This is a genomic window from Pseudomonas ficuserectae, from assembly GCF_024584585.1.
Classification (GTDB): domain Bacteria; phylum Pseudomonadota; class Gammaproteobacteria; order Pseudomonadales; family Pseudomonadaceae; genus Aquipseudomonas; species Aquipseudomonas amygdali.
Map to the genome: position 1 here is coordinate 2,040,407 of NZ_CP085684.1, position 20,217 is coordinate 2,060,623.

At 59.7% G+C, this 20,217-nt stretch carries 16 protein-coding genes and 3 tRNA genes; 16 read left to right on the forward strand and 3 right to left on the reverse strand.

Annotation, left to right across the window (positions count from 1 at the left end; translation table 11 throughout):
- Nucleotides 1-47: 47 nt before the first annotated feature.
- The 14 genes from LJU29_RS09045 (at nt 48) to LJU29_RS09110 (ending at nt 13,551) form a co-directional block, all read left to right on the forward strand.
- Nucleotides 48-2,879, forward strand: a complete 2,832-nt coding sequence (locus tag LJU29_RS09045; protein ID WP_257112104.1) for a motility hub landmark protein FimV — start codon at nt 48-50, stop codon at nt 2,877-2,879.
- A 161-nt stretch (nt 2,880-3,040) separates the two neighbouring features.
- Nucleotides 3,041-3,865, forward strand: a complete 825-nt coding sequence (gene truA / locus LJU29_RS09050; protein WP_011168144.1) for a tRNA pseudouridine(38-40) synthase TruA — start codon at nt 3,041-3,043, stop codon at nt 3,863-3,865.
- A 61-nt stretch (nt 3,866-3,926) separates the two neighbouring features.
- Nucleotides 3,927-4,547 carry a phosphoribosylanthranilate isomerase gene (locus tag LJU29_RS09055; RefSeq protein ID WP_004664334.1) on the forward strand — a complete coding sequence of 207 codons (621 nt, stop codon included), beginning with the start codon at nt 3,927-3,929 and terminating at the stop codon, nt 4,545-4,547.
- Nucleotides 4,548-4,799: 252 nt separating this feature from the next.
- Entirely contained in the window at nt 4,800-5,720 is a 921-nt protein-coding gene (gene accD / locus LJU29_RS09060; protein WP_002552709.1) for an acetyl-CoA carboxylase, carboxyltransferase subunit beta, read from the forward strand.
- Nucleotides 5,717-7,021: a bifunctional tetrahydrofolate synthase/dihydrofolate synthase gene (gene folC / locus LJU29_RS09065; protein WP_257112105.1), complete on the forward strand. Its 1,305-nt coding sequence runs from the start codon at nt 5,717-5,719 to the stop codon at nt 7,019-7,021. Before accD ends, folC begins: the two co-directional genes overlap by 4 nt.
- On the forward strand, nt 7,005-7,664 hold the full coding sequence (locus LJU29_RS09070; protein ID WP_122322555.1) for an SPOR domain-containing protein: 660 nt from the start codon (nt 7,005-7,007) through the stop codon (nt 7,662-7,664). Before folC ends, LJU29_RS09070 begins: the two co-directional genes overlap by 17 nt.
- Nucleotides 7,665-7,782: 118 nt before the next feature.
- Nucleotides 7,783-8,370: a CvpA family protein gene (locus tag LJU29_RS09075; protein ID WP_002552712.1), complete on the forward strand. Its 588-nt coding sequence runs from the start codon at nt 7,783-7,785 to the stop codon at nt 8,368-8,370.
- Nucleotides 8,371-8,382: 12 nt separating this feature from the next.
- Nucleotides 8,383-9,891 carry an amidophosphoribosyltransferase gene (purF, locus tag LJU29_RS09080; protein WP_004657889.1) on the forward strand — a complete coding sequence of 503 codons (1,509 nt, stop codon included), beginning with the start codon at nt 8,383-8,385 and terminating at the stop codon, nt 9,889-9,891.
- 21 nt (nt 9,892-9,912) lie between these two features.
- Nucleotides 9,913-11,124 (forward strand): O-succinylhomoserine sulfhydrylase, encoded by a 1,212-nt coding sequence (locus tag LJU29_RS09085; RefSeq protein ID WP_044318131.1) that lies wholly within the window; start codon nt 9,913-9,915, stop codon nt 11,122-11,124.
- Nucleotides 11,121-11,939, forward strand: a complete 819-nt coding sequence (locus LJU29_RS09090) for an SDR family oxidoreductase (RefSeq protein ID WP_257112109.1) — start codon at nt 11,121-11,123, stop codon at nt 11,937-11,939. The genes LJU29_RS09085 and LJU29_RS09090 overlap by 4 nt, the downstream gene beginning before the upstream one ends.
- A gap of 149 nt (nt 11,940-12,088) precedes the next feature.
- Nucleotides 12,089-12,164, forward strand: a tRNA-Val gene (locus tag LJU29_RS09095).
- 66 nt (nt 12,165-12,230) lie between these two features.
- Nucleotides 12,231-12,307 (forward strand) — tRNA-Asp (locus LJU29_RS09100).
- A gap of 115 nt (nt 12,308-12,422) precedes the next feature.
- A tRNA-Asp gene (locus LJU29_RS09105) sits at nt 12,423-12,499 on the forward strand.
- 233 nt (nt 12,500-12,732) lie between these two features.
- On the forward strand, nt 12,733-13,551 hold the full coding sequence (locus tag LJU29_RS09110; RefSeq protein WP_005730413.1) for a DUF2242 domain-containing protein: 819 nt from the start codon (nt 12,733-12,735) through the stop codon (nt 13,549-13,551).
- A 158-nt stretch (nt 13,552-13,709) separates the two neighbouring features.
- Here LJU29_RS09110 and ilvA read toward each other — a convergent pair whose 3' ends face one another.
- Complete coding sequence (ilvA, locus tag LJU29_RS09115) at nt 13,710-15,245, reverse strand: threonine ammonia-lyase, biosynthetic (protein WP_371321899.1); 1,536 nt, start codon at nt 15,243-15,245, stop codon at nt 13,710-13,712.
- Nucleotides 15,246-15,366: 121 nt separating this feature from the next.
- Between ilvA and LJU29_RS09120 the strand changes: the two genes are divergently transcribed.
- Entirely contained in the window at nt 15,367-15,786 is a 420-nt protein-coding gene (locus tag LJU29_RS09120) for a hypothetical protein (RefSeq protein ID WP_010208991.1), read from the forward strand.
- A 6-nt stretch (nt 15,787-15,792) separates the two neighbouring features.
- Here the strand turns inward: LJU29_RS09120 and LJU29_RS09125 are convergent, their stop codons facing one another.
- Together LJU29_RS09125 and LJU29_RS09130 are read right to left on the reverse strand one after the other, a co-directional pair.
- Nucleotides 15,793-16,833 carry an AraC family transcriptional regulator gene (locus LJU29_RS09125; protein ID WP_057453890.1) on the reverse strand — a complete coding sequence of 347 codons (1,041 nt, stop codon included), beginning with the start codon at nt 16,831-16,833 and terminating at the stop codon, nt 15,793-15,795.
- Between the two features lie 2 nt (nt 16,834-16,835).
- Complete coding sequence (locus LJU29_RS09130; RefSeq protein ID WP_057453892.1) at nt 16,836-17,969, reverse strand: nitrilase-related carbon-nitrogen hydrolase; 1,134 nt, start codon at nt 17,967-17,969, stop codon at nt 16,836-16,838.
- Between the two features lie 203 nt (nt 17,970-18,172).
- Between LJU29_RS09130 and LJU29_RS09135 the strand changes: the two genes are divergently transcribed.
- The gene (locus LJU29_RS09135) at nt 18,173-20,212 is read left to right on the forward strand and encodes an NADPH-dependent 2,4-dienoyl-CoA reductase (protein ID WP_005756072.1); all 2,040 of its coding nucleotides are present in this window, start codon (nt 18,173-18,175) and stop codon (nt 20,210-20,212) included.
- The last annotated feature ends 5 nt before the right edge of the window (nt 20,213-20,217 follow it).

Here is a 20,217-nt window from a genome sequence, read left to right on the forward strand (position 1 = left end):
GGACTACCTCCCCGGATCTCGGGGAATCTTTAAACAAGGGATGGGCTATGGTTCAGGTTCGTAAACTGGTATTAGCAATCGCTGCGGCTTCAGCGCTGTCATCGGGTATGGCGCAGGCGCTGGGGCTCGGGGAATTGTCGGTCAAGTCGACCCTGAATCAGCCCTTGGTAGCGGAAATAGAGTTGACTGAGGCGCAGGGGCTTAACGCAACGCAAGTTGTTCCGAGCCTGGCGACCACTGCCGACTTCGCTCAGGCGGGCGTTACCCGTCAGGCATTTCTCAACGATCTCACTTTTACCCCGGTTATCAACGCCAGCGGTAAAAATGTCCTGCGCATTACTTCCAGCAAGCCGGTGCGTGAGCCTTACGTGAAGTTCCTGGTTCAGGTGCTCTGGCCAAATGGCCGGTTGCTGCGTGAATACAGCCTTCTGCTCGATCCACCGAAGTTTTCTCCAGAGGCCGCCGCTGCGGCCGCCGCCCCGGCACCAGTTGCTGCTCCCGCCGCACCCGCGCAACTGGCGACAGTCGCGCCGTCGACAGAGGCTGCGGCACCCGAGGCTCCAGCACCTGCCGCCAGTGCGCCGGTATTGCCGCCGCCAGCCGCGGACAAACAGGCACAATATGTCACCGCCAATAACGATACCTTGTGGGAAATTGCCGCGAAGGTACGTACTGGCGGCACTGTCCAGCAAACCATGCTGGCCATTCAGGCGTTGAACCCGGAAGCCTTCATCGGTGGCAACATCAACCGCTTGAAGAAGGGGCAGGTGCTGCGCCTTCCGACTCCGCAGCAAACCACCGCGTTGCCACAACCGCAGGCAGTTGCAGAAGTTTCCCGGCAGTACAGCGCCTGGCGTGAAGGCCGTCGCCTGCCTGCCGGCACGCGCCAGGTCGATGCCACCCGCCGTGATCGCGCTGGCGCTGCTCCTTCAAAGGTCGACACCTCCGACAACCTGAGTCTGGTTTCGGCAAGCGGCAAGCCTGCGGCACAAGGTGCAGCGGGTGACAGTGATCTTGGCAACAAGCTGGCGGTGGCTCAGGAAGCTCTGGACACCACGCGCCGTGACAATGCCGAGCTGAAAAGCCGCATGAACGACCTGCAAAGCCAGCTCGACAAGCTACAGCGACTGATTGAGCTGAAAAACGGTCAGTTGGCCAAAATGCAGGCCGCCGGTGCAGCTGTGCCTCCGGCTGCTGCCACCCCGGAAGCCACCACGCCTGCCAATGCGGCAGTGCCTGCTTCTCTGGTCGATGCCAATGGAGCTCCGGTCAAACCGGCTGGCGAGATTGCTCCTGAGGATGCATTGCCGGCAGGTGCCGCCGAGGTTGCGACTCCTGCAGCCGATCAGCCGCTGGCTGTGGAACCGGTGGCTGCAGCCGAAGATGAAGACGTGCTGCAGAAAATCCTCAACAACCCGGTACTGCTTGGCCTGATCGGCGGTGCCGTATTGTTGATTCTGGCCTTGTTGCTGTTGTTCCTGGCGCGTCGTCGTGCTGCGAAGGCCGAAGCCGAGAAGCACAAGCGTATGGCGCGTGCTCTGGCTGAGGAGTCGGATTTTGTTTCAGACATGGACATGAATGCACCGCCAGCCAGCTTCGATGGCCTGGACGTGCCACCACCGAACGTTCGCATGGGGGCTGCTGGTGCCGCCGCTGCCACCGCCGCTCGCGAACGTCCTGCCGATCCGCTGCTTCAGGCCGAGATCCATATTGCTTACGGGCGCATGAATCAGGCTGTCGAACTGCTTGAAGAAGCAGTGAAGGAAGATCCGAAGCGCGATGATATTCGCCTCAAGCTGATGGAAATCTACGCCGAGCAGGGTAATAACAAAGCTTACGCCGCCCACGAACGCAAACTGGTGGCAGCGGGAAAGCGTGAAGCTGAGGTCGAGCAGCAGGAAGAACTTAACTCGACCCTGAAGCCGGTAGCGCCTGTTGCTGCGCCAGCGGTTTCTGAATCTGCCACTGCGTCGGCTGCTCCGGCAGTGGCCGCGGCGGCAGCAGCTGCCAGTGCTGCTGCGCTGGTTGCAGAGCTTGACGCCAAGTATGTTGAAGAGCTGTTGGCCGATGATTCGGCAGAGCAAGAGGTTGAACCTGAGCCTGAAGTCGCTGTAACAGCAGATCCCGAGCCCGCACCTGAAGTGGTTACGCCGCTGGCCGCTGAACCTGCCGAAGAAGCGGACCCGTTCGATCACGATTTTGACTTGAGCCTGGATGAATTCGAAGAAGCGCCCACGCCTGAAGTCACCACTGTGAGCGAGCTTGACGACCTGATGCTGGATGAGCCGAAGGTGTCTGCAGCAGCGGATGACGAGGAGCTGAGCTTCGAGTCGATCATGCAGCAACAGGAAGAGGCCCGTGCGGCGACTACGCCGGAAGACCTTGCCGACTTCGATCTGGACCTGTCCGAAGAAGATCCGGCGCTCAAGAACGAAGATGACTTCCTGCTCGGCCTTGGCAATGATCCACTTGATCTGGGTGAAACGCCGTCTGTGCCGCCTGTCAGTGATGACCTTGAGCTTCCGGAAGACTTTGATCTGTCGCTGGCGGACGAGATTGAAACCGATCAGGCCAGCCAGGCATTCGCGACCGAAATCGACGACGTCAATGCCGAGCTGGACCGCCTTTCACAGAATCTCGAGCATCCGCCGCTCGATGAACCAAGGTTCACGGCCGAAGATGCTGCGGCACTGGAAGACGAGCCGGACTTCGACTTCATGGCCGGCACTGACGAAGCCGCGACCAAGCTTGATCTGGCGCGCGCCTATATCGACATGGGCGATGCAGACGGTGCCCGGGATATTCTTGACGAAGTGGTCACCGAGGGCGATGACGGACAGAAAAGCGAAGCGCGGGAGATGCTTTCGCGGCTGGCCTGATCCCCCTAAGGCAACAACCTGCAAACGGCCGCTTATGCGGTCGTTTGCATTTCAATTGCCCGGCTTGGTAGCGTGTTTTTCTTGCGGCCGTATAATGACCGACTTTTTGCGAACCGACAGGCTGTACCACTTTGGCGAACATAGACAACCCGGCAGCCGAAATGGCTGCCGAGGGTTTTTCCCGAATCGCGCTGGGCGTTGAATACAAGGGCTCGCGCTATTGCGGCTGGCAACGTCAGGCATCCGGTGTGCTGACCGTGCAGGAAACTCTTGAAGACGCTTTGTCAAAAGTGGCTGCATCACCGGTATCACTGATGTGTGCCGGCCGCACAGATGCTGGCGTGCATGCCTGCGGGCAGGTGGTGCATTTCGATACGCAGGCCGAGCGCACCATGAAGGCCTGGGTCATGGGCGCAAATATCAATCTGCCCCATGACGTCAGCGTAACCTGGGCCCGGGTCATGCCCGCTACGTTTCATGCCCGCTTCAAGGCCATTGCCCGTCGTTATCGCTACGTGATCTACAACGATCAGATTCGCCCGGCGCACCTGAATCAGGAAATTACCTGGAATCATCGCCCGCTGGATGTAGAGCGGATGGCACTGGCAGCCGAGTATCTGGTCGGTACTCACGACTTCAGCGCTTTCCGCGCCGGCCAGTGTCAGGCCAAGTCGCCAGTCAAGCAGTTGCACCACCTGCGCGTGACGCGTCACGGCAAGATGATCGTGATCGACGTGCGCGCCAATGCCTTCCTGCACCATATGGTGCGCAACATCGCCGGTGTTTTGATGACCATCGGCACTGGCGAACGTCCGGTCGAATGGGCGCGAGACGTGCTGGAAAGCCGGGTTCGGCGTACCGGTGGTGTGACGGCCCATCCTTATGGTCTGTACCTTGTTCAGGTCGAGTACCGTGATGAATTTCCGCTGCCCGAGCGTTTTGTAGGTCCGCATTTTCTTACGGGCTTTGCAGAACTGGACGGCTGACGACCCGAGCAGCATTTGCTAACATCCGGGACTTTCCGAAAGGTCCGAGGTTGCTCACTATATGTCAGCCGTTCGCAGCAAGATCTGCGGGATTACCCGCATAGAGGATGCTCTGGCTGCAGCCGAGGCAGGAGCCGATGCAATTGGCCTGGTGTTCTACCCGAAAAGTCCGCGTGCAGTAACAGTGCTGCAGGCTCGCGCTATCATTGCCGCGTTGCCGCCGTTCATTACCACCGTCGGCCTGTTCGTCAACGCCAGCCGCTGCGAACTCAACGAGACGCTGGATGCGGTTGCGCTGGACATGCTGCAGTTTCATGGCGATGAAACACCGGATGAATGCGATGGTTATCATCGCCCCTACATCAAGGCTTTGCGGGTCAAGGCGGGTGATGACATCGCTCAGGTTTGCCGTACCTATCGCAATGCGCGAGGCGTGCTGCTCGACACCTATGTAGAGGGTGTTCCTGGCGGCACCGGAGAAACCTTCGATTGGGCGCTGATTCCGGACGATCTGGATAAACCGGTCATTCTGGCGGGCGGGCTGACGTCGGCGAATGTGGCGCAGGCCATTGCCCAGGTTCGGCCCTACGCCGTGGATGTCAGCGGCGGTGTCGAAAAGAGCAAGGGCATCAAGGATCGGGAAAAGATCCTTGCGTTCATGAGTGCGGTGCATGGCACCTGATGTGACGGTTGCCGGTCGGCCGCCGTCCATAAGCCTGTCCCTGCCACAAGGCATGCGGGTCGAATCAAGTAAGCGGTGGTGCCAGAGTGCAACGCCGTCGTTGTAAAAAATCGGGGTGAGGGGTGTGCAGGTCCGGCCTTGGGTCGATCGCTATCCTTTCATCGTCGTCCATATACGAATTTATCCGAGGGCATGCGACTGGCGTTTGATTTGTCAGTCGTTCGAGCCACACCGGTACTGGAGATATAAAGCATGAGCAACTGGTTGGTAGACAAACTGATCCCATCGATCATGCGTTCCGAGGTCAAAAAGAGCTCGGTTCCCGAAGGCCTCTGGCACAAATGCCCGTCCTGCGAGGCGGTGCTGTATCGCCCGGAGCTGGAAAAGACCTTGGACGTCTGCCCCAAGTGCAACCACCACATGCGTATCGGTGCGCGCGCACGCCTGAACATTTTTCTGGATGTTGAAGGCCGCGAAGAGCTGGGTGCCGATCTTGAGCCGGTCGACCGTCTGAAATTCCGTGACGGCAAGAAATACAAGGACCGCCTGACCGCTGCGCAGAAGCAGACCGGTGAAATGGATGCGCTGATTTCCATGAGCGGCACCCTGCTGGGCATGCCGGTAGTGGCGTCAGCATTCGAGTTCTCGTTCATGGGCGGTTCTATGGGCGCCATCGTCGGCGAGCGTTTCGTGCGCGCCGCCAACTACGCCCTGGAAAATCGTTGCCCGATGATCTGCTTCGCCGCTTCCGGCGGTGCGCGCATGCAGGAAGCACTGATCTCGCTGATGCAGATGGCCAAGACCTCGGCCGTTCTGGCACGTCTTCGCGAAGAAGGCCTGCCCTTTATCTCGGTGTTGACCGACCCGGTCTACGGCGGCGTTTCCGCCAGTCTGGCCATGCTGGGCGATGTTATCGTTGCCGAGCCCAAGGCGCTGATCGGTTTCGCCGGTCCTCGCGTGATCGAGCAAACCGTTCGCGAGAAGCTGCCAGAGGGCTTCCAGCGTAGCGAGTTCCTGCTGGATCACGGTGCTATCGACATGATCATCTCGCGTAGCGAGCTTCGTCCGCGTCTGGGTAACCTGCTGGCGCAGATGATGAACCTGCCGACGCCTCGTTTTGTAGCGCCGGTCATCGAGCCTATCGTCGTTCCACCGGCACCGGCCACGATATGACCTCTACATCCCTGAGCGACTGGCTCGCTTACCTGGAGCAACTGCATCCATCCGCCATCGACATGGGGCTGGATCGTTCTCGGCAGGTAGCGCAGCAGTTGGGGCTGACGCGTCCGGCTCCCAGGGTGATTACGGTGACGGGCACCAACGGCAAAGGGTCAACCTGTGCCTTTGTCGCTGCCTTGTTGCAGGCTCAGGGCTTGAAAGTCGGTGTCTACAGCTCCCCACATTTGATTCGCTATAACGAGCGGGTGAAAGTGCAGGGTGTCGAGGCAACCGACCTGGAGTTATGCGATGCGTTCGCGGCGGTTGAAGCGGCGCGTGGTGATGTAACCCTGACTTATTTCGAAATGGGCACGCTGGCGGCATTCTGGCTGTTCGAACAGGCCCGGCTGGATGCGGTCGTTCTGGAGGTCGGTCTGGGTGGTCGCCTGGATGCGGTAAATCTTGTTGATGCAGATTTCGCGCTGGTTACCAGTATCGGTGTTGATCACGCCGAGTATCTGGGTAACACCCGTGAGTCGGTCGCCTTCGAAAAGGCCGGAATCTTTCGTGCCGGTTGCCCAGCGTTGTGCGGCGATCCGGAACCACCCGAGCCGCTGCTGGCCAAGGCTCGTGAGTTGGGTTGCCCGCTGCTGATGCGTGGTCGTGATTTCGACCTCTCGATAGGCAAGGACAGTTGGGACTGGCGTGGTGTTGCTCACGGCGAACAGGTCGAACTGCGCGGTCTGCCACTGCTGGACCTGCCTATGCAGAACGCAGCGTTGGCACTTCAGGCGTTTGCCTTGCTGGGGTACCCGCTGCAAACGGATGCAGTAGGGCAGGTTCTGGCGCAGACCCGGCTCGCCGGTCGTCTTGATCGCAGAACTGTCAGCTGGCAAGGCAAGCGGCTCAATCTGCTTCTCGATGTGGGTCACAACCCCCATGCGGCGCAATTTCTGGAGCAATGCCTTGCGCGCCAGCCGGTTGTCGGCAAGCGTCGCGCCGTATTTGGGCTGTTGAACGATAAGGACCTCGAGGGTGTGGTCGCGCATCTGGTGCCGGTCATCGATGAGTGGGCCGTTGCGCCGCTTCCTACCTCGCGCAGCCGACCGGCAGAAGAGTTGCATTCGGCCTTGCAGAACCTTGGCGCCTGCGTGACGTCCTATCAGAGTGTTGCGTTGGCGCTGGAAGCTCAGTGCGCGCACGCCACGCCCGATGACGAGATTCTGCTGTTCGGATCATTTTACTGTGTTGCCGGGGCCCTGGAATGGGTGGCCCGGTACACCGATGAGGACGCTGCAAATGGCTTTGCTGGATAACGTATTCAAGCAGCGAATGGTTGGAGCACTGGTGCTGATCGCTGTGGCGGTCATCTTCTTGCCCATGCTCTTCACGCGGGAAGATGAAACGCGTCAGGTGCAGGTCGATGCACCGTCCGCACCCCAGGCACCTGCGGCTTCGCAGATCCGGGTCGACCCGGTGCCTGTTCCGGAGCCTCAGGCCCTGCCTCAGGAGCCTGTGCCCAGCGACGATGACATGAGCAGCAGCCAGCCGCCTTCCATGCCGATCGCACCTGCCCCAAGTACTCCGGCTGCACCCCCGGTTGCCAGCGCCCCGGCCCCGAAGCCTGCTGCCAAGACGGCACCTGCGCCTGCTCCGGCCCCGGCAGCCCCTGCGGCACCCGCCAAGCCAGCAGCACCTGCTGGCGTCGATGCCAACGGGCTGTCGATCAGCTGGTCGGTTCAACTGGCAAGCATGTCCAACCGTGCCAACGCCGACAACCTGCAAAAGACCCTGCGAACTCAAGGCTACAATGCTTACATTCGCACTGCCGATGGCGTTAATCGGGTATTTGTCGGCCCGCTTATCGAGCGTGCCGAAGCTGATCGTCTGCGCGATCAGCTCGACAAACAGCAAAAGCTCAAAGGTATTGTGGTGCGCTTTCAGCCTGAGCGGGGCTGACCGTTCGGCACCTCGTGCCCTTGCGGTAAAGGAAAATGCCTCGCGCCGGTAATCGCTGCTTACCGGCAGGCGGGCGCTCTGCTAAAATGCGCCGCCTTATCCGTCTGCAGGCTGCAACGTGCCATTTACTCCGGTTGACTGGGCAATTCTGGGAATTGTCGCCATCTCCGCTCTGATCAGTCTGAAGCGCGGCTTCGTAAAAGAAGCACTGTCGTTGACGACGTGGATCATTGCAGGCGTTGTGGCCTGGATGTTTGGCGCGGGGCTGTCGCAGTATCTGGTCAATTACATAGAAACACCTTCGGCCCGCGTGATTGCGAGCTGCACCATTCTTTTTGTCGCCACCTTGCTGGTAGGCGCCATGGTCAACTTTCTGATAGGCGAGCTGATTCGCGTCACCGGGCTTTCCGGGACCGATCGTTTTCTCGGCATGGTCTTCGGCGCAGCGCGCGGAGGCCTGCTTGTCGTTGTGGCGGTAGGGCTGTTGAGCCTGGGGCCGGTGCAACAGGATCAATGGTGGCAGCAGTCCAGGCTGGTGCCGCAATTTCTCATGGTCGCTGACTGGTCGAAAAACCTGATTCTAGGGATGTCCAGCAAGTGGCTCGCCAGCGGCATCAGCGTACCCGCTGATCTGCCGTTCAAGGAACAGATCCTGCCGTCTACAATGCCGCAGGATGTGCTCGGTAAATCCAGTTCCACTAAGTAGGGGTTGTGTCGCATGTGTGGCATCGTCGGTATCGTCGGCAAGTCGAACGTCAATCAGGCGCTGTATGACGCGCTTACCGTCCTCCAGCACCGCGGCCAGGACGCTGCCGGTATCGTAACCAGCCACGATGGCCGGTTATTCCTGCGCAAGGACAACGGATTGGTGCGTGATGTGTTTCATCAACGTCATATGCAGCGCCTGGTCGGGCATATGGGCATCGGTCATGTGCGCTATCCAACGGCGGGCAGCTCGACGTCTGCAGAGGCCCAGCCGTTCTACGTCAACTCGCCTTATGGCATCACGTTGGCGCACAACGGCAACCTCACCAACGTCGAACAACTGGCCAAGGAGATTTACGAATCCGACCTGCGCCATGTGAACACCAATTCCGATTCGGAAGTGCTGCTCAACGTTTTCGCCCATGAGCTGGCCGTGCGTGGCAAGTTGCAGCCGACCGAAGAGGATATCTTCGCCGCAGTGACTGACGTGCATAATCGCTGCCGTGGCGGCTATGCGGTCGTGGCAATGATCACCGGCTACGGCATTGTCGGCTTCCGTGACCCGGACGCCATTCGTCCTATCGTGTTTGGCCAGCGTCATACCGACGAAGGCGTCGAATACATGATCGCGTCGGAAAGCGTGTCGCTGGACGTGCTCGGCTTTACCCTGATTCGCGACCTGGCACCGGGCGAAGCGGTCTACATCACTGAAGACGGCAAGCTGCATACCCGTCAGTGTGCGGCCAACCCCAAGTATGCGCCGTGCATCTTCGAACACGTTTATCTGGCACGTCCTGACTCGATCATCGACGGCATTTCGGTCTACAAGGCGCGTTTGCGCATGGGCGAGAAGCTGGCCGACAAGATCCTGCGCGAGCGTCCGGATCACGATATCGATGTGGTCATCCCGATTCCGGACACCAGCCGTACCGCTGCGCTGGAGCTGGCCAATCATCTGGGCGTCAAGTTCCGCGAAGGTTTCGTCAAGAACCGCTACATCGGCCGGACCTTCATCATGCCGGGCCAGGCAGCACGCAAGAAATCCGTGCGTCAGAAGCTCAACGCAATCGAGCTGGAGTTCCGCGGCAAGAACGTGATGCTGGTGGATGACTCCATCGTGCGCGGCACGACCTGCAAGCAGATCATCCAGATGGCCCGTGAAGCCGGTGCCAAGAATGTCTACTTCTGTTCGGCGGCCCCGGCCGTGCGCTACCCGAACGTCTACGGTATCGACATGCCGAGTGCTCACGAGCTGATCGCCCACAACCGTTCCACTCAGGACGTTGCCGACCTTATCGGTGCCGACTGGCTGGTTTATCAGGATCTGAATGACCTGATCGAAGCGGTCAGTGGCAGCAAGAAGATCAAGATCGACAACTTCGACTGCTCGGTTTTCGATGGCAAGTACGTGACCGGTGACATCGACGAGCATTATCTGAACAGGATCGAGAGCGCGCGTAACGACGCCTCCAAGATCAAGACTCAGGCCGTGAGCGCGATCATCGATCTGTACAACAACTAAATTGGACAAGGAGTGGGCGGCATGACTCAGGAATGGGATGCAGGTCGGCTGGATAGCGACCTTGAAGGTGTGGGTTTCGATACCCTTGCCGTACGTGCCGGGCAACACCGCACCCCGGAAGGTGAGCATGGCGATCCCATGTTCTTCACCTCCAGCTATGTCTTTCGCACGGCTGCCGATGCGGCCGCGCGTTTTGCTGGCGAGGTGCCCGGCAACGTCTACTCGCGTTATACCAACCCGACCGTGCGCTCTTTTGAAGAGCGCATCGCCGCGCTGGAAGGCGCCGAACAGGCCGTTGCTACGGCCACTGGCATGGCGGCGACCCTGGCGGTCGTGATGAGCCTGTGCAGTGCCGGTGACCATGTGCTGGTGTCGCGCAGCGTCTTTGGCTCGACCATCAGCCTGTTCGACAAGTACTTCAAACGCTTTGGCATTGAGGTGGATTACGTTCCGCTTGCAGAGCTGAGCGGCTGGGACGCGGCGATCAAGCCCAACACCAAAATGCTGTTTGTCGAGTCGCCGTCCAACCCATTGGCCGAGTTGGTGGACATCGCTGCACTGGCTGAAATCGCTCACGCCAAAGGTACGATGCTGATCGTCGACAACTGTTTCTGCACGCCGGCCTTGCAGCAGCCGCTGTTGCTGGGTGCTGATATCGTCGTGCATTCGGCCACCAAGTTCATCGACGGCCAGGGCCGTTGCATGGGCGGCGTGGTTGCCGGGCGCAGCGAGCAGATGAAAGAAGTGGTCGGCTTCCTGCGTACTGCTGGGCCTACGCTCAGCCCGTTCAATGCGTGGATCTTCCTCAAGGGTCTCGAAACCCTGAACCTGCGCATGCGCGCTCATTGTGCCAATGCCCAGGCGCTGGCCGAGTGGCTTGAGCAGCAGGACGGTATCGAAAAGGTCCACTACGCCGGACTCAAGAGTCATCCGCAGCATGAGCTGGCGCAGCGTCAGCAAAAGGGTTTTGGCGCGGTGGTGAGTTTCGAAGTCAAGGGCGGCAAGGATGGCGCATGGCGCTTCATCGATGCCACACGGCTGATCTCGATTACAGCCAACCTGGGCGACAGCAAAACCACGATTACCCACCCGAGCACCACGTCTCATGGTCGTTTGGCACCTCAGGAGCGTGAGGCAGCGGGTATTCGCGACAGCCTGATACGGGTTGCAGTGGGCCTGGAGGATGTGACGGACCTGCAAGCCGACCTGGCTCGTGGTCTGGCGGCATTGTGAACGACAAGTCCGGTAACAAAAACAGTGGCGAGACGGGCGAAGAGTGGGCGTTGAAATTTGCCAGCACCCACAACGGCCGTGTTGCTCTGGTGACAGGTGCCGCGCGCGGCATCGGGCTGGGTATCGCGGCGTGGCTGATTGCCGAGGGCTGGCAAGTCGTGCTGACCGATCTGGATCGTGCAAGGGGCTTCAAGGTGGCGGGTGCACTGGGTGAAAATGCCCTGTTCATTGCCATGGACGTTGCCAGTGAAGAGCAGGTTGCGGCAGGTGTGGCCGAGGTGCTCAGGCAGTTTGGCCGTCTCGATGCGCTGGTGTGCAACGCCGCGATCGCCGACCCTCACAACACTACGCTGGAAAGCCTTGAGCTGTCGCACTGGAATCGGGTACTGGCAGTCAACCTCGGCGGTCCGATGCTGCTGGCCAAGCATTGCGCGCCTTACCTGCGTGCGCACTGTAGCAGCATAGTCAACCTTACCTCTACTCGATCCCGCCAGTCGGAGGCCGACACCGAAGCTTATGCGGCCAGCAAGGGCGGTCTGATGGCGCTGACACATGCGCTGGCGATCAGTCTGGGGCCGGAGATACGTGTAAACGCCGTCAGTCCCGGCTGGATTGATGCGCGCGACCCCTCGTTGCGCAAGGCCGAGCCGTTGTCCGAGACCGATCACGCCCAGCATCCTGCCGGCAGGGTAGGGACGGTAGAAGATGTGGCCGCGATGGTTGCGTGGTTGTTGTCCAGAAACGCCGGTTTTGTGACCGGACAGGAATTTGTGGTCGACGGCGGCATGACGCGCAAGATGGTCTACGCCGAATAGTTTCGTGCAGTCTGCCAACATTGACTCTTTGTTGTGCTTTTGATGTGTGGTAGCGGTTTTGCGATTGAGCCTGTTTTTTAAAAAACTTCAATCAGGCTATTGACTTAGGTTCGTTAGGTGCGTAAATTTCGCGGCCTCAACGAAGCAAAGGGTGATTAGCTCAGCTGGGAGAGCAGCTGCCTTACAAGCAGCGGGTCGGCGGTTCGATCCCGTCATCACCCACCATCGTTGAGTTTGAAAGCTGAAGTACGAGGGCTTTCAAAGTATCAAAAGGACGCAAGTCCACAATGCGCAGCGGTAGTTCAGTCGGTTAGAATACCGGCCTGTCACGCCGGGGGTCGCGGGTTCGAGTCCCGTCCGCTGCGCCATATTTGTACAGATCGGGTTCGCCGGGTCTGCGATTGAAAAGCCCAAGGGTCTTTCAGTCACCAGTACAGGAAGCAAACTACCGAAGGTTTGTTTCAAACAGGTTTACAGCGATACGCAGCGGTAGTTCAGTCGGTTAGAATACCGGCCTGTCACGCCGGGGGTCGCGGGTTCGAGTCCCGTCCGCTGCGCCATACACCGCTTCAAGGCCCTTGAACTCCTTGAAGCAAACACGAAAGCGACCCTAGGGTCGCTTTTTTGTTGTCTGCGTTTTGTCCGTAGGCGAGTAGGGTGGTTGGCCTGAACACGTGTTGTATCCAAATCCTTTTGATCTGTACGTTGATCCAGCGTCGGCCTTGTTGCAGACTTACCGCCATTTCCCAGTTCGCAGTCTTGCTGGCAGTCTTTTCCTTCCTCAGGATTTTCGATGTTTAAGCTACTGAACGTTCGTACCGCATTCTGGATCTCTGCCGTGTTGATGGCAGCTGGTTGTTCATCGCCGAAGCAGGCGGTTTATGACCACGAACATTTCGATGACGCCGGGACCTTCTCCCGCAGTTATCCTGCAACCGACCTGGCTTATTGCGAAGCGGGGCGGCGTGCCTTGTTGAGCCAGGGCTATATCATCACCAGCAGCGACCCGAAGATGATTGCCGGTCGCAAGAGCTTTCAACAGACCGGCGATGCGCATATTGAAATCAGCTTCAATCTGGTGTGCGCCGCTGATGCGAAGGATGGCAGTTCGACCATGTTCGCAAACGCTCTGCAGGATCGCTATGCGCTGAAGAAGACCAACAACTCGGCCAGCCTCGGGGTTGGAGTGCTGGGCTCTGTCTCGATGCCGATAGGCTCCACTGACGACTCGATGGTCAAGGTGGCCAGTGAAACCGTGTCATCGGCGAAGTTCTACGAGCGCTTTTTCGGTCTGGTGGAAAACTTCCTGCCACCGGAAGTGAAAAAGGCTGCGCATATTGTCGAGAAGCCCAAAGCAGATCTGGGTGTTCCTGATGTAGCCCCTGCCGCAGCCGAGCCGGCCAAGGCGGCCGAACCCGCCAAACTGGCTCCAGCAGCAACGGAGTCGCCCGCCAAGGCCGAACCCGCTGCCGAATCAGCCACGCCGCCCGCGGCAAGCGAACCACTGCCAGCGCCAGCCGAGCCTGCATCGTTCAAGGCGGAAACGGTCGACACACCGGCAGCCGAGCCAACAGACAGTACCAAGCCAACCGAGGCTGAGCCCGCTCAATAACGGCTGTCGTGATCATGCACGGCGGACGCAGAGCGTCCAGAACTGCATCCCCACGCAGAGCGTGGGGACGATAATCAAGGTGTCCAGAGAACCTCTATCGTGCCCATGCTCCGCGTGGGTATGCCGGTCCGCATGAGGAACGAGAGGTATCCAGGTCCTCAGCCCAGAAACAACCGATACGCCGGGTTCTCGCTCTCGTCCCAATACGGGTAACCAATCTCGTCCAGCGCTGCGCCCACCAGGTGCAGCTCTTCCTCCGGCACTATCAGGCCAGCGACCACTCGGCCGTCTGCTGCGCCGTGGTTGCGGTAATGGAACATCGAGATGGTCCAGCGTCCGCCCAGGCGGTTGAGGAAGTTGAACAGCGCGCCGGGGCGCTCCGGGAATTCGAAACGCAGTACCACTTCGTCGTCGACGCGCTCGGCATGCCCGCCGACCATGTGGCGGATGTCGAGTTTGGCCAGTTCGTTGTCGGTCAGGTCCAGCACCGGAAAACCCTGCCCGGTCAGGCTGGTGATCAGCGCGCTGCGCGGGTCTTTCTCCGGGTGAGTCTGCACGCCGACGAAGATGTGCGCTTCACGGTCGGTATGGTAGCGGTAGTTGAATTCGGTGATCTGGCGCTTGCCGATGGCTTCGCAGAATGCCTTGAAGCTGCCCGGCTGCTCGGGAATGGTCACGGCGATGATCGCTTCGCGGCCTTCGCCCAGCTCGGCGCGCTCGGCAACGTGACGCAAACGGTCGAAGTTGACGTTGGCTCCGGAGTCGATGGCCACCAGTGTCTGACCGCTGATGCCGCGCTGCTCGACGTATTTCTTGATCCCGGCAACACCCAGCGCGCCCGCAGGCTCGGTGATCGAGCGGGTGTCGTCGTAGATGTCCTTGATCGCAGCGCAGATTTCATCGGTGCTGACGGTGATCACCTCATCGACATAATGACGGCACACTTCAAAGGTGTGATGGCCGATCTGCGCCACCGCCACGCCATCGGCAAACAGCCCGACCTGGCTCAGCACCACGCGCTCCCCGGCGGCCATCGCCGCTTGCAGGCAGTTGGAGTCGTCCGGCTCGACGCCGATCACCTTGATCTCCGGGCGCAGGTATTTCACATACGCTGCGATACCGGCGATCAGACCGCCGCCCCCGACCGGAACAAAGATCGCATCCAGTTGGCCCGGTTGCTGACGAAGAATCTCCATCGCCACGGTGCCTTGCCCGGCAATCGTATCGGGGTCGTCATACGGGTGGATGTAGACGAAACCCTGTTCGTCGACCAGTTTCAGCGAATAGGCCAGCGCCTCGGGGAAGGAGTCGCCGTGCAGCACCACCGTGGCGCCTCGTGAGCGCACGCCTTCGACCTTGATTTCCGGGGTGGTGCGCGGCATGACGATAGTCGCCAGAATGCCCAGCTCGCGTGCCGCCAGTGCCAGACCTTGCGCGTGGTTACCCGCCGAGGCCGTGACCACGCCGCGTGCGGCCTCTTCTGCAGTCAATTGCGCCAGCTTGTTGTACGCGCCGCGAATCTTGAAGGAGAACACCGGCTGCAGGTCTTCTCGTTTTAGCAGCACCTGATTGCCCAGCCGCTCTGACAGCTGGCGAGCGCCGTGCAGCGGGGTTTCGATAGCCACGTCATAAACACGGGAGGTGAGGATTTTGCGGGCGTAATGATTGAGCAGATCGTGCTGGCCTTGGCTCATCGCGTCGATCCCTCATACATGCGCAGTCCGGCAACAGGTGGCAGAGCGATAATCAGGTTCAGGAAGGCGCGAAGGGCGATAGAGCGAGGGATAACGATCATGTCTGACTCCTGGTTCAATAATGTTGCCCAGGAGACAGAAGAAACCCGCCTCCAGGGCGGGTTTTTGCAAACGTCGGCTAACCCGCCATGACTGGAATGACGGTAATAATAATCTGGCCGAGGTTTTGCTTGATGAGGTTCATGGCCCTGAGGTTAGGTCGACACGGGCCTGCAAGTCAATAGTGCCTGGCTGGCCGCGTATCGAGAGACGTGCTGAATCGGCGACGATCTTTTTCGTCTGTTTGATAGGGATCAACATTTTTATTTCACATTGGCACTTTAATGTTGATCTTGCGGTCAGTTATTTCAGCTTTAATTATCACCCATACTCAATCAGCCAAGAGGGCGAAGAAATGGACGAATACCAGGAAGAACTGCTTGAATACCGTGCATCGGAGCTGGACCCGGTAGAGCCTGCCGACGACGCTACCGAGTTATGAAAGGCTTCATGCGCTTTGGCGCTGGCTGCGGCGGAACTCTCCTGGAGTCTGTGCGTTCCAGCGTTTGAAGGCGCGTTGAAAGGCTTCGGCAGAAGCGAACCCCAGCAGGTAGGCGATCTCCCCGAACGCCAGTTCAGTGTCGCGAATATAAGTCATCGCCAGATCACGCCGCGTGTCATTGAGTATGGCGCGAAAGCATGTGCCTTCCTCGGCCAGCTTGCGTCGCAGTGTCCAGGTCGGCAGCTTGAGCCTTGCCGCCACCTCTTCCAGATCCGGTTCCCTGCCGCCGTTCAATAGCGGCCCAAGCAGTTGAATGATGCGTTCACGCAAGCTGCGGGTACGGGTCTGCTGCTCCAGTTCGCCTTCGCATAATTGCAGCAGATGCCGCCAGGTGCTCGGGCAGTGGTCAGGGTTGCGTAACGCAAGACAGCTCTGATCCAGGCGCAGTTGATTGGTGGCTGCGGCAAATATCACCGGGCTGTCGCTCAGGCTGGCATATTGCGCGGCGTAGTCAGGCGCATCGAATTCGATCTCGACACGTTGTGCACGTAGTCTGGTGCCCGCCAGTGTTGAGAGCTGAGCCAGCCAGCCAGCCAAAATCGAGTCCACAACAAAGCGGTTGTAAGCGTTATAGGGGCTGATTGAATAGAAGCGCATCCAGGCGCCTTGCGCATCCTCGTGAAAGCTCGACTGACCGCGATAGTTGGAGGCATACAATGGCTCGAAACGGATCAGCGTGCGGGCGGCCTCGCGCACTGTGGGAGCCTGGGCGGCGGTCACGCCCGCCAGACCTGCATGCGCGAAACGACTGAGCTGGCCCATGTGCAAGCCGAGCCCGGGCTGGCCGGTAAGCTGTATGGCAGCATGCCCCAGGCGCATGTAGCGTGGGATAGACAGTCGCGCACGCGCCTGACTCAGGCGGGCGGGGTCCAGACCGTACTGCTCGAGCAGCGGATCAGGATTCTTGCCTAAGCGAGTGACCGCACCGGCCAGACTCTGGATGTAGCCCACCGACAGGTCACCAAGGCGCAGGGTCAAGGTCGGCATCGTCAAAGCCAGAGGTTGATCAGGCGGGCACCGCCAGCGGGGCCATTGTCAGACGACGGTTCGGCAATTGTCTGACCTGCGTGGCTGGCAAAACTTTGCCCGGCAACGCCCTGATTCCAGAATTGCCCGCGCATGAACACGCTGACCCCTGCCTGTGCGCTGCTTTGCGCTGGACGGCCGATCAGGGTCAGGCGATGCCAGGCTTCGCCCTCGCTTGGATTGTCGGCTGCCATATCGATGCTTGAGTGCCGAGGCTTGCGCCACGGTTCGGACCAAGTGGCCTTGCCGATCACAAAAGCAGGCACCGCAATCAGCTGCGCACCGCTCTGATTCAAGCGTGCGTAATTGTCCGCGTACCAACTGTCGCTGCCGATCAGCACGGCCAGACGCCCTGCGGGCGTGTCGAGCACATTCAATGGTGCGTCGCTCGCCGTGTGCACGTAGCGTTTCTGAAAACGGTCCGGGTACAGCTGACGCTGAGGCTGGCCGAGCGGCTGGCCATCGCTGCCGAATGTCAGGCTGCTGTTGTACAGGGCGCCTTTACCGACTTTCAACTGACCGTTTTCAACGCTTGGTTCCGGCAGCACAATCGAGCCTGCCACCAGTGTTATGCCGAACTCTTTGGCCAGACCGCCAAACAGTGCCTGATAGTCGCGTGCCATCGATCGTGCCTTGAGGCGCAGATGGGCGTCATCCACACGGTCCCGGCCTTCGGCGCTGAGCATCGCCGTGATGAATTGCAGCGGATTGCTCCAGGACAGCCAGTCCATCGCTTCATCGACTGTTGCTGCTTGATAAAGCTCATCCTTCTCGCCACTGGCGAACAGCCAGGTGCCGATATGCTCGGGGAGTACTACCACCGTTCTGTGGTTGATCAGCCCGTAGTCGCGGGCCTGTTGCAGATAGGCGGCCAGCTTGCGGTGCAGTCGGTCAGTGTTCTGATAGTCCGTGGGGAACAGCTCCGGCTCGATGCCCAGCAGGTTTCCGCGTTCACTGGGCTCGCCTTCATTGATTGCCAGGCGAATGCGCAGATCGGACAGGTAGTGGCCCGCCGGACGTTGTCCGGTCCAGACTGCGTAACTGACAAGGCTGGCTACGCTCAGCAGGATCAGACAGATGGCGAAGAGTTTGCGCATAAAAAGGCCGGCTGGCTGCCATCAGGGAATTGTCGACTAGGGTAGGACGACGTCAGGCGCTTGCCAAGTGCCACTGCGCGTTTGGATCAATAACTTGTCACTTTCGGTCATTGAGTGTGGGGCTGGATGCGTCTTTACTGTTGCCCATGAGAGGACCCGCAGAGGTCCTTGTTTTCCCGTGATTGACTCGATGGAGCTTCGCCATGACTGCTGCTCATTACCCACACCTGCTGGCCCCGCTGGACCTGGGCTTCACAACCTTGCGCAACCGGACCTTGATGGGCTCGATGCACACTGGTCTTGAAGAGCGGCCGGGTGGTTTCGAGCGCATGGCGGCTTATTTTGCCGAGCGGGCACGCGGCGGGGTCGGGTTGATGGTGACCGGCGGGATCGCGCCCAACGAAGAGGGTGGCGTCTACGACGGTGCGGCAAAACTCACCAATGCCGAAGAGGCGGAGCAGCATCGCATCGTTACTCGTGCGGTCCACGAGGCTGGCGGCAAGATCTGCCTGCAGATCCTGCATGCCGGTCGCTACGCCTATAGCCGCAAGCAGGTTGCGCCGAGTGCTATCCAGGCACCGATCAACCCGTTCACGCCGCGTGAGCTGGACGAAGAGGGCATCGAAAAGCAGATCGCTGATTTCGTGACCTGTTCCACGCTGGCCCGCAGTGCCGGGTATGACGGTGTCGAAATCATGGGTTCGGAAGGCTATTTCATCAATCAATTCCTCGCCGCCCATACCAACCACCGCACCGATCGCTGGGGCGGCAGCTATGAGAACCGCATGCGCCTGGCGGTCGAGATCGTTACGCAGGTGCGTGAGGCGGTCGGTGCGGATTTCATCATTATCTTTCGACTGTCGATGCTGGATCTTGTGGAGGGTGGTAGCACCTGGGAAGAGATCGTCCAGCTGGCCAAGGCGGTCGAGCAGGCAGGTGCGACGCTGATCAACACCGGGATCGGTTGGCACGAGGCACGTATTCCGACCATCGCCACCAAGGTGCCGCGTGCAGCGTTCAGCAAGGTCACTGCCAAACTGCGTGGTTCGGTGAAGGTGCCGCTGATCACTACCAACCGCATCAATACCCCGGAAGTTGCCGAGCGCATCCTCAGCGAGGGCGACGCCGACATGGTCTCGATGGCTCGTCCTTTTCTGGCCGACCCGGAATTCGTCAACAAGGCTGCGGCGGGGCACGCCGAACGGATCAACACCTGCATCGGCTGTAATCAGGCCTGCCTTGACCACACCTTCGGCGGCAAGCTCACCAGTTGCCTTGTCAATCCGCGCGCCTGTCACGAGACTGAACTCAACTACCTGCCCACCCGGCAGGTGAAGAAAATTGCCGTGGTGGGTGCCGGTCCTGCCGGTCTGGCTGCTGCAACCGTTGCTGCACAGCGCGGACATGAGGTGACGTTGTTCGATTCGGCCAGCGAAATCGGCGGCCAGTTCAATATCGCCAAGCGCGTGCCGGGCAAGGAAGAGTTCTCCGAGACGCTGCGTTACTTCCGCAACAAAGTGGAAGAAACCGGCGTGCAGTTGCGCCTCGGCACTCGCATAAAAGCAGAAGACTTGCTGGGGGCCGGCTTTGACGAGGTGATTTTGGCAACGGGCATCGCACCGCGCACTCCTGCCATCCCAGGTATCGATAACCAAAAAGTGCTCAGCTATCTGGATGTCATTTTGCAGCGCAAGCCGGTCGGGCGCAGCGTGGCAGTGATCGGCGCAGGCGGTATCGGTTTCGATGTGTCGGAATTTCTCGTACACCAGGGCGTGGCCACCAGCCTGGATCGCGAGGCGTTCTGGAAAGAGTGGGGCATCGATACCATGCTTGAAGCGCGCGGCGGCGTGGCCGGGATCAAACCTGATGTGCACGCCCCGGCACGCCAGGTGTACCTGCTGCAACGCAAGAGTTCCAAGGTGGGCGACGGCCTGGGCAAGACCACCGGCTGGATTCACCGCACCGGGCTGAAAAACAAGCAGGTGCAGATGCTAAACAGTGTCCAGTACCTGAAAATCGACGATGCCGGGTTGCATATTCGCATTGGTGAAGACGGCGAGGAAAAGCTGCTGGCGGTAGATAACATTGTGATTTGCGCCGGGCAGGACCCGCTGCGCGAGCTGTATGACGATCTGGTCAGCGCCGGGCAAAGCGTCCATCTGATCGGCGGTGCAGACGTTGCCGCCGAGCTGGATGCCAAACGCGCTATCGATCAGGGTTCGCGTCTGGCCGCTGCGCTCTGATTGAG